The organism is Eubacterium callanderi, assembly GCF_900142645.1.
In the GTDB taxonomy this organism is placed as follows: Bacteria; Bacillota; Clostridia; order Eubacteriales; family Eubacteriaceae; genus Eubacterium; species Eubacterium callanderi.
This window is the reverse complement of the sequence record NZ_FRBP01000013.1, coordinates 86378-100976: the sequence shown is the minus strand read 5'-3', so window position 1 is coordinate 100976 and position 14599 is coordinate 86378. Positions and strand designations below refer to the sequence as shown.

Here is a 14599-nt window from a genome sequence, read left to right as displayed (position 1 = left end):
ATTACACTGTTTTTATCAAAATATCTCTACACTGCATTTTGATTTACTTTAGCTTAGTATTATCATAGCAATTTTTTACCTGTTCGTCAAACATTCATTGAAAATTTTACAAAATATAAACAAGTATTAAGCATTGCTTTGCGTTTTCATCAAAAAAATTGAAATTTATAACAGCTCACGAGATTCAACTATAACTCTGAACCAGCTTAACGGGCTGTCAATATTGTTTGAATAAACAGCAGAATTTTAAAGCTTTTGTTAAGATTAATCATAATCGGGTAAGAATTTTTTTGAAAAGAACTTGACCATTCTCATAAATTGTTATATTATATAAACATACCCCACCCCATGAGGGGTGTCATTTGGAGGTTATTATATGAAGAAAAATTTTAAAATAGAAGGGATGTCCTGTACAGCCTGCGCTGCTGCCATCGAACGAACTGTAAATAAAATGGACGGCGTTGAGGATGCAGTGGTTAATTACGCTACAGAAAACCTGACCGTAACTTACAATGACAGTTCTGTTCAGCCTCCTGCCATTGTTTCCGCCATCGAAAAAATCGGTTATGGCGCGGTGCCCGAGCAGGAAGCTTCTGCGTCCGGTAAAAGCACTGTCAGGAACACCGCCGGTGAAAATGCCCAAAAGCAAATGAAAGAGCTTCAGACCCGGCTCATAATTTCATTGGTTTTCACCATTCCTTTATTCTATCTCTCTATGGGCCCCATGGTAGGGCTGCCCATTCCTGCTTTTTTGGACGGTGATATGAACCGCCTGGTCAACACAATTACTCAGATGCTTTTAACCCTGCCTGTTGTTTATATGGGCGCACATTTTTACAAAGATGGTTTCAAAGCCCTCTGGAAACGCATTCCAAATATGGACTCTCTGGTAGCCGTTGGCACCAGCGCTTCTTTCCTCTACGGTATTTATGTATTGTACCAGTTGGCTTGGGGCTACTCTTACGGTGATATGACCATGGTGCATCACTTTGCCCACGAGATTTATTTTGAAGGGACCGCAGTTATCTTAACCCTTATCACCCTGGGAAAATATATGGAAGCACGCGCTAAAGGAAAAACCTCGCAGGCCATTGAAAAGCTCATTGCCCTGGCGCCGGATACCGCTCTCGTAGAACGCGGCAATTCAGAAGTCGAAATTCCCATTGATGATGTGCGCCTGGGCGACACAGTCGTCATTAAACCCGGCGACCGTATTCCAGTGGATGGTGAGATTATTTCCGGCCATTCCAGCGTGGATGAGTCATTGCTTACCGGCGAAAGTATTCCAGTGGAAAAGGAAACCGGCGACCACGTTATCTGTGGCAGTATTAACAAAACCGGTGCTTTTAAGTTTCGTGCCACAAAAATCGGTGACGATACCACACTCAGCAAGATTATCCATCTGGTAGAAGAGGCTCAGTCCTCTAAAGCCCCGATCGCCAAGATTGCCGACCAGATCAGCCGTTATTTTGTACCGGCTGTTATGGGCATTGCAGCCTTATCCTTTATCGTCTGGCTCCTTCTTGGCTATGAATTCTCCTTTGCCCTGTCCATGGGGATTTCAGTGCTTGTTATCTCATGTCCCTGTGCTCTTGGCCTGGCAACGCCGACAGCCATTATGGTAGGCACCGGAAAAGGTGCTGAGCAGGGCATTCTTTTTAAAAATGGTCCTGCCCTTGAAACCCTTGGAAAAGCGGATGCCGTTGTTTTTGATAAAACCGGCACCATCACCATTGGCAAACCATCCATCACAGATATTGTCCCTTTAGGTAATACAGATGAAGAAACACTGCTTCAGCTGGTTGCTTCCATCGAAGCCAAATCCGAACATCCGCTTAGTGAAGCCATTGTGGAGGGCGCCAATGGGCGGGGTATTGCGCTGCGGGATGTGTCCGACTTCAATGCGATTCCCGGCCTCGGCGTTGAGGGTACTGTGGATACCCGTTTTATTACCATCGGCAACCAAAAGCTCATGAAAGGCTCCGGAATTGATCCGAGTACACAGACCGAGCTTTACAATACGCTTTCTGACGCTGGCAAAACACCTCTTTTTATTGGCGAGGGCAGTGAACTGATTGGCATAATCGCCGTTGCCGATACGCTTAAAGAAAATTCAGCCAATGCCATCGCTCAGCTCAAGGCTATGGGTACTCAGGTGTATATGCTGACAGGTGACAATGAACGGACTGCCCGGGCCATCGGCTCAAAAATCAATATTGATCACGTTATCGCTAACGTTCTGCCAGAGGAAAAGGCTGACCTGATTAAAAAACTTCAGACTGAAGGCAAACAGGTGATTATGGTCGGAGACGGCATCAATGATGCTCCTGCCCTGGCACAAAGCGATATCGGTATTGCCATCGGCAACGGAACCGATGTGGCCATTGAGTCTGCTGATGTTATCCTTATGCAGAATGATCTTTTACAGATCGTAGCAGCGATACAACTGAGCAAAGCGACGATTCGAAATATCAAGCAAAACCTGTTCTGGGCTTTTATTTACAACACCATTGGCATTCCATTGGCCGCTGGGATTCTTTACCTCCCCTTTGGCCTCAAGCTGAACCCAATGTTTGCCGCAGCGGCCATGAGCTTGAGCTCTGTATCCGTTGTGCTGAACGCACTTTCTCTGAAAGGCTTTAAGCCCAAATTTATTCCTGTGAATGACCTGCCGTCTGCCCATACTGATGTGACGGTTGTCAATAATCAATTTAATACCAGTGATTCGGTAACGGAATCACAGAAAGAAGGAACAAATATGACTAAAAAATTGCACGTAAATGACATGAGCTGCAAGCACTGCGTAAAACGCGTTGAAGACACCTTGAACGCCATTGATGGCGTTTCAAATGTTCAGGTTTCTCTGGAAGACGCTCAAGCTACCATGGATGTAACAGATGCTGTTACCGACAAAATGCTGTGTGATGCACTGGATGAAGCAGGCTACCCGGCCTCTGTCATTACCGAGTAAAACCATGGAAGGCATTGACCGCACCAAGGAGCTCAATCTTTTAAAAACGGCCAGAGGTCAGATGGACGGTATTATTAAAATGCTTGAGGAAGGCCGCTATTGCATTGATATCTCTAAACAGGTACTGGCAGTGCAGGCCCTTCTGAAGAAGGCCAACCTGCAGATTCTCGAACAGCATATGCATCACTGTGTAACGGATGCCTTTGAAAATGGCAGCAAGGAAGACCGTAATATTAAGATTGAGGAAATCATTACTATTCTGGATAAATACTACAAATAGTTAAAAGCCCCGTACGGGGCTTTTTTATTATGCATCAGCGTATAAAAAAACAGGTTCCGGATACTTTGTTCCAGAACCTGCTCAGGGAAAATTTGGGGAGAGTAAAATTTTTAAGTAAGAGGTTGTATGCTCTTTTTAATAGATACCCTTTTCCTGAAATATAAACATTTTATCTTCCTTTTCTTTTTTGAATCGTGTGGGTATATAGCATCTTAGAAAGTGAGGTTTAAATCATGCAGAAAAACATTATTGATACTAAGAAACTTGAAGCTGTTCTCAAGCAGGCTCACAGCACCGCAGAAAGTGATCAGTCTGGCGCCAACGCTTCCTATATTCCTGCTCTGGCAAAGGTTCCATCAAATCTGTTTGGGCTGACCGCTGTAACAGCAGATGGCACAGTCCTTGAGACAGGCGACAGCAGCTATCCTTTTGCCATTGAATCCATCTCCAAGGTCTTTTCCATGGCGCTTGTCATGGAAGCTGTCGGCGCTCAAGAAATGTTAAAAAAGGTAGGCGCAGACCCGACAGGACTTCCCTTTAACTCTGTAATGGCACTGGAGCTGCACCGGGGCAAGCCGCTTTCACCACTGGTAAACGCTGGCGCTATGGCCACTGTCAGCCTGCTGCCAGCCGCCAATGCCGATGAAAAATGGCAGAAAATTCTGGATGGTTACAGTCAGTTTGCCGGCCACAGCCTCGAAGTGATGGACGCTGTATATACCTCCGAAGCTGCCACCAACAGTCATAATAAAGGCATTGCCTGGCTCATGTCAAGCTACGGCACGCTTTATGACGATCCAGATACCACCTGCGATATTTATACAAAGCAATGCTCTATCGCCATAACCTGTAAGGATCTGGCGGTTATGGGTTCTACACTAGCCAATGGCGGTGTAAATCCAATCACTGGAAAAGCCATAATAAATCCTGAATTTTTACCTCATATTTTTGCCGAGATGACCATGGAAGGTCTCTATGGTGCTTCCGGCGATTTCGCCTATACCGTAGGGCTTCCTGGGAAAAGCGGTGTAGGTGGAGGCCTGCTGGCGGTAGTGCCCGGACAGCTGGCGCTCTCTGCTTTCAGTCCCAGGCTTGACCCGATTGGCAACAGTGTTCGAGGGCAAAAAGCCATGCGTTTTATATCAGACGCGCTCGATCTTTCACTTTACCGGTAAGCAGCCATAAAATACCATGGATCTCTTTTTCCTAGTTGAAAATAAGCGGAACGGCAACTGAAGCTGCCTGTTTAACGCCAATTTCACACAATGTCTCCCGGGTCGAGCAGAAACTCCTGTGGAACAAATCAAAAAGCGTTTTGGAAAACAAGGCCGCGTCTTTATTATCAAGGCTGTTTTCAAACTGTTCAGCCATTTCCGGCCACCATGCAATGCCTTCATCTCCAGTGCTCTCCAGCCGCAGAACACTGCCCTTTAATGTCATAAGGGTCAGCTTACTGTATATCTCCCTTATGGCCGCAAATGGCGCGCAGTGGACAATAGCCTGTAAACAGGCCGCAAAGGTCTGTACCTTTGACCGCTCATCACCTTTTAATTTTAAGGCTCCTCTGATTTTCTTAATGGCGGCCTCGTTAAAGAATGGAAAGGTATGAAATACGACAGATTCACCGGTGATGGCTAAAATCTGCAGGGCTTCTAAAAACTGAATCAGATTTCTGTCCATTGTCATATCCTTCATTTTATATAAAATAGTTTGATCGCCCGGAAAGATCACTTTTGTCCCAATGCCATTGATATTTTTAGCTACGCCCAATTCATTTAAAATATTAATGGTTCGGCGCATGGTAATGGGCGATACGTGATAGATATCCGCCAATAGTCTGCCCTGTGGCAAATAGCTGTCTACCGGATATACGCCTTGGTTAATTTTACAGATCAGATCAATTGCGATATCATCACAGTACCGCTTACGTCCCTTCTGAGGTTCCCAGGAAAAAGCTTCAGCCTCTCTCTTCTGGCAGATCTCCTTCTGGTCAAAATCAAAAAAATCTTTAAAATACCCGCTTAATTCTAAAAGCTGCTCAAAGCTGTTTTTATATTCCTGTTTTTTAATACAGCGGATAGCATTAAGTAAATATTTCCTCACTTTTTCCAGAGCCCTGTCGCCCTGTCCATCATTAACACGTTTCATCCGGTCCACGAGCGCAGTTCCCACAAAAGCATCAATATCCGTAAATAAATACATTAGCATCTGATTTTTCATAGGCTTTAAAGAATCTTCGAATCCCTTATATAAACTGAACAGCAGCGGCTCCTGATCACTGGCAAGCAACTGTTCCAGTTCAGCAAGCTGTTCCTTGTCCATCAGACTTAATCCCTGCAGCCTGAATAAGGGTGAAAGGTGGCAGAGGCCTTCATAAAGGTCCCTTAGCACCTCTCTGCGCTCTTCAAAGTCCAGCGCTTCTTCAGTCTTTTCATCCGGCTGCCATATTATTTCTGCTGTTCTTCCCTTACTCAGCCGGACATAGCCATCCTTTTCCAATGTTTTCAGGGCTATCTGTGCCGGACAGTAGGATACATTAAAATGACCGGCGATCTCCTTAACCGTTGGAAAATGGTCACCGCTCTTATAGTTGCCCATCTTGATCTGTCTTAAAAGAAAATGATATATCATCCGCTGTTGACTTTTTTCTGCTGCCATAGAACTCCTCCTTTTTTTCATTCTAACATACTTTATTTTCAAAATCCAGCAATGCCATAGAATCAAAAGCATCAAAAAAAGAACGGCTTACCGTTCTTTTTTGTCTTTCATCCTCCTACGCATCTACTTCTGATAAAACAGAATGAAAATGGGTCTGGCGAATCTCGTCACGATAAAACGCATAATCGTTTTTATGTTCTTTTTTAATATAATATAGTGCCTGATCAGCTTTGACGAGTAATTCATCATATGTCTTTCCGTCTCTTGGAAAACATGCGATTCCAATACTCCCGGATATAGCGCATTCGACATCATCTTCCTCGTAGCGTTTTCTCAGAGCACGGCAGAAAGCCTCGGCTCTTTTTTCCAGTACACTTTCATCTCCGTAATTCTCCATAAAAACCACAAATTCATCTCCTCCAATGCGTCCTATTATATCTGTCTCCCTTACTCTCTCTCGAATTTCTCTGCTGATCTCCTTCAATACCCCATCGCCGTATAAATGTCCAAAATTGTCATTTACAGCCTTAAAATTATCCAGATCAATGATCATGACTGCCGCATTTTTTAGTACTGGATCTGCCAGAACCGCATAGATATGCTCATTTAGAGCATTCCGATTAAAAAGGCCTGTCAATGGGTCCGTATTTGCCTGCTGATATAACAGATCACTGCGTTTTTTACGCTCATGTATGTTGGTAATCTTACCCAAAATGCTGATACAACGCCCCATATCACTGTCAAAAATAGCGTTGGCATACAGGTCATACCATTCATAACTGCTATCTTTCAATTTAAGCCGCAGTTCCTGACGAAAAAAAGGCTGCTCTGGTGTAATTTTTTTAATGCTGTCGATTAATTCTTTAAACTGTTCCTGCTCTATAAACCCACTTTCCTGTATCCGTTTTATAAAATGTTCGATTTGAGTGTCCATACCAAATATATCACTGGCCTTTTCTGAAAATTCGATACGGTCACTTAAAAGATTATAATCAAAAATAATCTCACCTGACATTTCAGACAGGACCCGATATTTTTCCTGTTCAACCTCCAAAAGCCACATCACACGTTCAGAAATGGTATCCATCTCTTCAATATCCGTCAGCCTGAGCGGCTTGACATGGGAGGACGGACGATACGGTACCAATCCCTCCCCTGCGGTTTTCTCTGTATTTTCATCCAGATTATCGCGAATATGGTTAACACATTCCTTAAAGCATGCTATCAGCTTAGGGTTAAAAACACCGCACTCTCCGTTTAAAATCATCGTCACTGCCTGTTCATGACTGTAAGGTGGCTTATAAACCCTTTCACTGGTCAGGGCATCATAAACATCTGCCAATGAAACAATCTGTGCCCATATGGGAATTTCGTCTTCCCGCAGGCCTTCAGGATACCCTTTGCCATCCCATCTTTCATGATGATAACGACAGATTTCATAACACAGTTTAAAATAATCCTCATCCTGGGTATAGTCCAGCGTTTCAAGAATCTCACAGCCCCTTATGGTATGGGTCTTCATTACTTCAAATTCTTTATCGGTTAATTTGCCGGGCTTTAGCAGGACAGAATCTGGTATGGCAATTTTCCCGATATCATGCATCGTCGCCGCACTGGCTACGGCCTCTACCATGGCTGGTTCCATATCATACTCCGGATACAGGTGGACCAGATTATTGGTTAAATAACGCGTGAGACCACGCATACGCTGGATATGCTGTCCGGACTCGCCACTCCTGAACTCAATAACTGTGCTTAAGGCATCAATGACAAAACTATTGGCCTGGTTTAAACGGGCTTCCTGTTCCTCCATGGTTGTAATTTGCTTTTTAATCATAGTTTCAAGGTCAAATTTATGCGCGTAAAGCTCAATGACATTTTCCACACGCCGTCTTACTATTTCTGGATTAAAGGGCTTCTTGACCATATCAGAAACTCCCAGATTATAGCACCGCAATGCAGCCTTTTCCGATGAGTCCGAAGTGATAATGATCACTGGTATCTGCTTCAGCCATCCATTCCCAGCCATAGCCTGTAAAACCTCATAACCATCCATTTCCGGCATGATAATATCTAAAAGCACCATTTTAATGGCACGGCCGTGTACAGCAATGGCGTCCAGCACCTTCCTTCCGTTTTCGACCTCTATTATCCGGTAGTTTTTATTGAAAATCTCAGCAATGATCGCTCTGTTCAGCTCAATATCATCTGCTATTAAAATAATTTTTTCATTATCGTTCAAGGTGTTCTCCTCCGTTCAGCACATGGCGCCTTTTCTGCATTCACTTTAACACCTCTGAAAGCTGTTTCATATTTCCGGCCTGCTCACATCAGCATCCATACCGGTTAAGGTGTCTTAAATCATTCTTTGACAAGTATACTGTCCTCAGCCGTATGATCTGCTCTGTATTTTTTACATCACTTTTCAATTTCTGTTTCCCATAGCAAATAATCCGTCTACGCTTGTTCATTTTATATTTTATTATAAAATATATTATTATGAAACACAAGTAGTTTTGACAAGTATACTGTTTATGATTAACACTTTTACGCTCTCTGAAAGCCTTAAAATTCACACCACGATTTATCAGGTTTCCATTGCTTTTATTATCACACTGGATTATAATTTTACTCAATGGTTGTTCACGTTATCAGGAGGTTAAACATGAAAGTTTTAATTATTTCGTCCAGTCCCAGAAAAGGCGGTAACAGCGAACTGCTGGCCCGCGCCTTTGCACAGGGCCTTCAGCAAAATGGCCATGTGGTTACAATGATTTCTGCTGGTCACATGAAAATAAACGGATGTCTGGCTTGCGAACAATGCTATGCCGAGCCTGACGCCCCCTGCGTTCAAAAGGATGATTTTTGGAAAATTTACCCAATGCTTCTGGCTGCAGACATGGTTGTGCTGGTATCCCCGCTATATTTTTTCAATATGACGACCCAGCTAAAGGCCGTCATCGACCGAATGTACGCTTTTTGCAGGGGGCATCAGACGATGCCCCTGGCAGGTAAAAAATCTGTCCTGCTGATGACTGGCGCCAGCAGTGATCTAAAGGATTTTCTTCCCGCTATTGACAGCTATAAATTAACTGCTGATTATTTGAAATGGCAGGACAAGGGTGTTTTTATCGCTTCTGACGTCTGGAAAAAGGATGATATTTTGGAAAGCGGCTGGCTGGAACAGGTTCTTGCTTTTGGACAGAGCCTTTAAAAAATAATTTTGTTACTACAAAGCCGGGGGACTATGCCCCTGGCTGATTTTTTAAATCTTACATTATCAGGAGGATCGCTTTGTACGCAATTTCGAAAAAAAATCTGTGGTGTATTGCTTCATTATTTGAAGGCTGGAATGAAACACCAGTATGGTCCTGCCTTCAGGGGCATCTTGGCCAGGCCTTTGCAGATGATCCCGATAACCCTCAGTCCGCTCAGATATCAATCGGTGATTTCTGTTTTTTTGCCGGTATACCCAATCCAGAACTCATTAGAAACATTCCCGATCCCAGCAAAGTTCCTGTTATTACTTTAGTCGCACGCCAGGAAAACTGGCATCCATTAATCGAATCTGCCTATAACGGGCAATACGAAAAATTTACGCGCTATGCTTTTAAAAAAGAACCCGAAGCTTTTGATCAGGAACAGCTGCGGGCTAATCTCACAGCGCTTCCTCAGGACTGCGAAATTTGTCAAATTGACGGTTCGCTTTACAGTACACTTCAAAACGAGGACTGGTCCAGAGATTTATGCTCTCAGTTTAAAGACCCTCAGGACTATACACAAAACGGCCTTGGCTTTGTAATCATTAAAAACCATGAAATCATCGCAGGGGCTTCCTCCTATACTTATTACGACAATGGTATCGAAATCCAAATCGATACCAAACAGCCTTACCGAAGACAGGGGCTGGCGCGGATTGTAGGCTCACGCCTTATTTTAGAATGTCTGCAGCAAAACCGCTGTCCAAGCTGGGACGCAGTCAGCCCAGAATCCCTGCGCCTTGCCGAGAGCCTTGGTTATTGTCTGGAAACACCTTACACAGCTTATGCCGTAGGCGATATGGCACTTTTATCCGCACCACGTTAGATAACAAATATATCGTAAAAAAAACAGCACGAAAAACACAATAAAGCCCAGAGCAGCTTCTCACTGGTCTGAGCTTTTGATGATTAATTCCAATTTAATATCCTGTCTCGATTATACCACATATCTTAAAATTGACCTGAAAATAAAGAACCGTTAAACAAGTCTTTCTGTTTAACGGCCACCAATTATTTATATTTCACCAAATCCGCCTCTGACTAACTCTGCCAGAGCCTCAACCGCTGCGTATTCATCCTCGCCTTCTGCGCTGATTTCGATCTCACAGCCTTTTGGCAGTCCCATAGCCATAACAGCGATCACAGACTTTCCGTTTCCTTCTTTTTCGTTTTCTCCCAGGCGTTTAAGGCTAATTTTTGATTGATAGGTCCCAGCGATCTTACAGAACTCTGCTGCTGGCCGCGCGTGCAGGCCGGTAGGGTTAACGACCGTCAGTTTTTGTGTGTGCATTTTGTTTTCTCCTTTTTTAAAAAGTGCCCAGACAAGTGTGAAGTGCTTGCTGTCTCCACATCCTGTCCAGGCAAGGGGTAAAGGTTAGATAAATAATTCGTCCTGTAATTTGCGCAGTTGTACAATCAGGTTATCATTGTTCAGTACAACATCGTCATAGGTAATCACTTCACCGGCCTTTTTATCATGGACCAGCTGTGTTTTTTTGTCGACAAGTCCCATCGGCAGTGCGTTCTGTCTGTCGGCTTCTGAGGCAGCCATGAAGGTTCCCCGAATGGTATACCCGCCGATGCCATCCAGCATTTCTCCAGCTTTCATATCCTTTTTAGCGACAGCAATGGTTTCAGCCACACGGCCGCAGCGCGGTACAATCGTCGGTTCATGATCTATGCAGGCCTTTGCTACAGACATTGGTGTTTCTAAAGAAGTTAAGTGATACGGACGGTACAGTGTATAATTTGGTCCAGGCCCCATACTCAGATAAGTCAGCTCTGCAGCAATATCCGGCTGATCTGTTCCGATAATTACAAACACACCAGGCGCCACGCCATTGATATATTCAATGACACCATAATTGTCTAACACACCACCGCGTCCTTCGCTCTTAAGGCTTAACACATCATTCAAGTGGGCAACATCGCTTTCGGCGCCATGTGCACCGGTAACATCTGGTACAAAGCCTGTGGCATTGGCCATTGCAGTCATCTCGACCATGGTTTTAGTGCCATCCTTGAAGGCACAAATCATTTTTGGAGAAGCGCCTTTCTCTTTTGCGATTTCTGCAACGGTTTCTGGTGTGCACTCCAGAGCCAGAGGATTGTTTTTACCTTTACCAACAACCTTGACATCAAATCCGAGGCCTTTTGCATAATCATACATTTCAACAACAGCACCTGGTTCGTCTCCTGCGGAACCAGTGTAGACAACACCTGCGTTGTTGGCCAGTTTATATAAAAGATGGCCGATGCACACGTCAGTTTCAACATTTAACATACAGATATGTTTACCGGCGTTGATGGCGTCCATTGCAACCTTGGCACCAACTTCCGGCACGCCGGTTGCGTCGACAGCACAATCGATAATGTCACATTTTGTTGCGATTTCATTATTTTTTGTAACAATAAACTTGCCTTCTGCCAGAAGCTTATTAGCTTCTTCAACTGTTTCCGCTTCTACAAAGTCTTCGCCTTCTTTATAACCGGAATCCAGATACGCACGTTTTGCATTTTCAAGCACAACGTCAACCACAACTACCGGATCCATCCCTTTCATAACTGTCATCTGAGCGGCCATACCGCAGCCCATCTGGCCTGCGCCAACAATACTGGCCTTAATTGGTTTACCTTCGTCTTCCAACTTCTGAAGCTTGTACATCATGTTAATCATTTTAAATACCTCTTTCTATATTAAAAATTTGTTAAACGATTTTTATCCGACAGCTTAATAAGTCTGCTCTCCACTGTCATATTAAGTGAATAAAATTTCAAACTGATCTCCAGGCTTTATTTCTGGCAGATCACCGCCAGACAGTTCAATCTGTCCAGGAAGTTCCACAGCCTCTTGGCCTGTAAATTTAAAAGAGCAGTGCCCCATCGCTTTTAAAGTGTGGTTTGCTTCCTCACCCACTGCGGTAACAATATATTGGTTGTTTCCAAAAATGACCACATCTCTTGGCTTAATTTCCTGATCCATATCACAGATAGTGTGAAGAACAGACATCTCTGCAAGAGATTCTGGTGCATTTTCATTAAATACGATTATAAAATTTCCTTCTTCCGCCATTTCCTCTACCAGCGGCCCAATGGTTGTTACAGTGCTTTTATAGTCCATTTCATCTCTGCCTTTTAATATAAACCAATACTGAAAGCATAAGCGATCAGAACAGCCACAGGGCCTGTGATCAAGCGCTCAAACAGTACGGCTGGTACACCGGCATCAATGGTTTCCGGCTCTGCTTCACCAAGGGAAAGGCCGACCGGTACAAAATCACAGCCTACCTGTGCGTCAATGGCAAAGAGTGCTGGCAATGCCAGTGAAGGATTGATGGCGCCTACACCAATCTGCTGACCAATTAAAACACCGACTACCTGAGCAATGACAGCGCCTGGTCCGATAATTGGGGAAATAATTGGTATGGCGCAGATAATACAGATAACCAACAAGCCCGGCAGTGTATTTGCAAGCGGTGAAATCGTGTTTGCGATCCAGTCGCCAAGACCGGTTCCCTGGATAATCCCGATAAGCATGGCAACAAAGGCCATAAAAGGAAGGATATTACGGATAACCATATCGATGGTGTCACGGCCTGCCTGAAAGAATTTGCCAACAACGCCGCCAACGCCTTTACCAAGACGTACGATAATGCTTTCTTTCTTGTCACCCTTATCGCTTTTCTTATTTTTGCTTTCTTCTTTCTTCTGTTTTTCCTTTTGTATGGTTTTTTCAGTGGCAATTGGTGCTTCAGAGCCATCGGCCAGCTGAATGGTCTCAGGCTTTACCCCCGATACATAGATATCTTCGGTGATAAATTTAGCCAGCGGACCGCTCTGTCCTACTGAAGTGATGTTAATGGTCGGTATCTGCTTTTTAGGGTAAACACCGCATCGGGCTGTACCGCCGCAGTCAATGACAACGCATGCAAATTCATCATCAGGAACACCTGTTGAGAAGCCATCAACAGCAGTCGCTCCTGTCAGCTCAGCGATTCTTTTAGTGAGCGGGTCGATACCGCCACCTGTAACAGATACAATTTTATTACGCTTTTCGGTTGGCTGGATCACCAGCGGGCCACCCCAGCCTGAAGAACCCTTTGATACTTTAACGGCTTTATACATTTGCGTTTTCCCCCTTTTTCATAAACTTAATGGTCAATCGCTCGCAGATAATCCCACGGATCAATATTACGATAACGCCGACAATAAAGTAGCGGATTGCCAGTGGGCCCAGATCCTTGCCTAGGGTTGTGAGCCCTGCCGCAATCCCGCCGTAAACAAAGTATTCACCAGCATTAGCATGCGGAAACAAACCTGTGATTGGATGACAGAAAGACACTGCCGCATCATAAAATGCGGGTTTGTATTTTTCATCCAGAAAACGTCCCATTGTGTAGGCCATTGGGTTGCACAGGAAAAACATTGACAGGATCGGCAGCAGCGTGTATCTGAGTAAAAAGTTTTTGCTGCAGATAATTCCCAGCTTATCGACCTTGTCCTGACCGATGATTGCGATCAGAGCATTGACTGCTGTGATCAAACAGACAAGTGTTGGAATGATTCCGGTGATGTACCCTACAAACTGTTCACCCCCAATTTGAAACAGCCCAATAAATGCAGTAGCTAAATTTGATAAGAATTCCATAATTACCTCCTCGTTCTTTTCTTTTTTAATAATTGCTGATATGTAAACGGATCATCAACATTTTACATACAGCGTATTATTTACATTGATTCCTTTGCCGTGAGTTGTCCAGTGCATTCGAGCATCCGTTTTTTATTCTCTGTTTGCGTATCTTCCACAGCAAGCCTTCTTTCGATGGCCTCTACCGCCTGAATGAGTGCCCCCTTTTTTTTAGACATCTCTTCTGGGTCATAAGGATGCTTCCGCCTTCTACGCCGGAATTCCCGGGCATCTTCTTTCAAACCAATATCTTTCAAATCTGACAGACTTTTTCCAAGAATGGCTTCGTTTGTCTTAAACCCTGCAAAAATGGTAAGCCCTTTCATCTGACGGTAAGCCACTACCTGATCTTTACGCCTGCTATAAGACACAATCAAAATTTGTCCTGCCTTCAGCCCCCCTTTCGTATGTCCAATACCAATGGTACCGGTTCCTCTTAACTTGCCCAGTTCACGCTGATAGCGCTTTATCTGAAACAAGCTGAGTACCATCTGAAGTGCCATCAACGCAAATACAACTAAAAACAATAAATTTCTTTGCATTTTCCTTTTCCCCTTATTTTAATTTTTTAGTCTGAATGCTTCTATTTTTGTCTTTTGTTCTTGGCTTTAATCGCATTATATAACGCACATTTGTAAATGTCAATCAGATATTGAAATCATCCTTGTGATCTTTGATATTAAATTTTATATAACTTTGGCTTAATTTAGCGAATTGCATTCGTTTTCTTATGCTTTATTTGT

13 protein-coding genes are annotated in these 14599 nt (G+C 43.8%); 5 read left to right on the top strand and 8 right to left on the bottom strand.

The annotated features are described in order from the left end of the window. Positions 1-376: 376 nt before the first annotated feature. The 3 genes from BUC22_RS17220 to glsA all read left to right on the top strand — a co-directional run bounded on the left by BUC22_RS17220 (position 377) and on the right by glsA (position 4426). Complete coding sequence (locus BUC22_RS17220) at positions 377-2971, top strand: heavy metal translocating P-type ATPase (protein ID WP_013380755.1); 2595 nt, start codon at positions 377-379, stop codon at positions 2969-2971. A 4-nt stretch (positions 2972-2975) separates the two neighbouring features. Continuing rightward, the gene (locus BUC22_RS17215) at positions 2976-3251 is read left to right on the top strand and encodes a metal-sensing transcriptional repressor (protein WP_013380756.1); all 276 of its coding nucleotides are present in this window, start codon (positions 2976-2978) and stop codon (positions 3249-3251) included. A 233-nt stretch (positions 3252-3484) separates the two neighbouring features. After that, positions 3485-4426, top strand: coding sequence for a glutaminase A (gene glsA, locus BUC22_RS17210; protein WP_013380758.1), 942 nt, complete (start codon positions 3485-3487; stop codon positions 4424-4426). Between the two features lie 31 nt (positions 4427-4457). Here glsA and BUC22_RS17205 read toward each other — a convergent pair whose 3' ends face one another. Both BUC22_RS17205 and BUC22_RS17200 read right to left on the bottom strand, forming a co-directional pair. Continuing rightward, a complete protein-coding gene (locus BUC22_RS17205) occupies positions 4458-5909 on the bottom strand; it encodes a GntR family transcriptional regulator (RefSeq protein WP_013380759.1) in 1452 nt (483 codons plus the stop codon). A gap of 115 nt (positions 5910-6024) precedes the next feature. Next, positions 6025-8151, bottom strand: coding sequence for a diguanylate cyclase domain-containing protein (locus tag BUC22_RS17200; protein ID WP_013380760.1), 2127 nt, complete (start codon positions 8149-8151; stop codon positions 6025-6027). A gap of 423 nt (positions 8152-8574) precedes the next feature. Between BUC22_RS17200 and BUC22_RS17195 the strand changes: the two genes are divergently transcribed. Together BUC22_RS17195 and BUC22_RS17190 are read left to right on the top strand one after the other, a co-directional pair. Continuing rightward, complete coding sequence (locus tag BUC22_RS17195; protein WP_013380762.1) at positions 8575-9123, top strand: flavodoxin family protein; 549 nt, start codon at positions 8575-8577, stop codon at positions 9121-9123. An 80-nt stretch (positions 9124-9203) separates the two neighbouring features. Further along, entirely contained in the window at positions 9204-9995 is a 792-nt protein-coding gene (locus BUC22_RS17190; protein WP_013380763.1) for a GNAT family N-acetyltransferase, read from the top strand. A gap of 189 nt (positions 9996-10184) precedes the next feature. On the opposite strand, the gene BUC22_RS17185 is transcribed toward BUC22_RS17190, so the two are convergent. The 6 genes from BUC22_RS17185 to BUC22_RS17160 all read right to left on the bottom strand — a co-directional run bounded on the left by BUC22_RS17185 (position 10185) and on the right by BUC22_RS17160 (position 14398). After that, positions 10185-10460, bottom strand: coding sequence for an HPr family phosphocarrier protein (locus tag BUC22_RS17185; RefSeq protein ID WP_013380764.1), 276 nt, complete (start codon positions 10458-10460; stop codon positions 10185-10187). A gap of 84 nt (positions 10461-10544) precedes the next feature. Further along, positions 10545-11846, bottom strand: coding sequence for an NAD(P)H-dependent oxidoreductase (locus BUC22_RS17180; protein ID WP_013380765.1), 1302 nt, complete (start codon positions 11844-11846; stop codon positions 10545-10547). A gap of 81 nt (positions 11847-11927) precedes the next feature. Continuing rightward, entirely contained in the window at positions 11928-12290 is a 363-nt protein-coding gene (locus BUC22_RS17175; protein ID WP_013380766.1) for a PTS glucitol/sorbitol transporter subunit IIA, read from the bottom strand. A 14-nt stretch (positions 12291-12304) separates the two neighbouring features. Then, on the bottom strand, positions 12305-13294 hold the full coding sequence (gene srlE, locus BUC22_RS17170) for a PTS glucitol/sorbitol transporter subunit IIB (protein WP_013380767.1): 990 nt from the start codon (positions 13292-13294) through the stop codon (positions 12305-12307). Next, on the bottom strand, positions 13287-13817 hold the full coding sequence (srlA, locus tag BUC22_RS17165; RefSeq protein ID WP_013380768.1) for a PTS glucitol/sorbitol transporter subunit IIC: 531 nt from the start codon (positions 13815-13817) through the stop codon (positions 13287-13289). The genes srlE and srlA overlap by 8 nt, the downstream gene beginning before the upstream one ends. A gap of 80 nt (positions 13818-13897) precedes the next feature. Next, a complete protein-coding gene (locus BUC22_RS17160; protein WP_013380769.1) occupies positions 13898-14398 on the bottom strand; it encodes a transcriptional regulator GutM in 501 nt (166 codons plus the stop codon). Between the last annotated feature and the right edge of the window lie 201 nt (positions 14399-14599).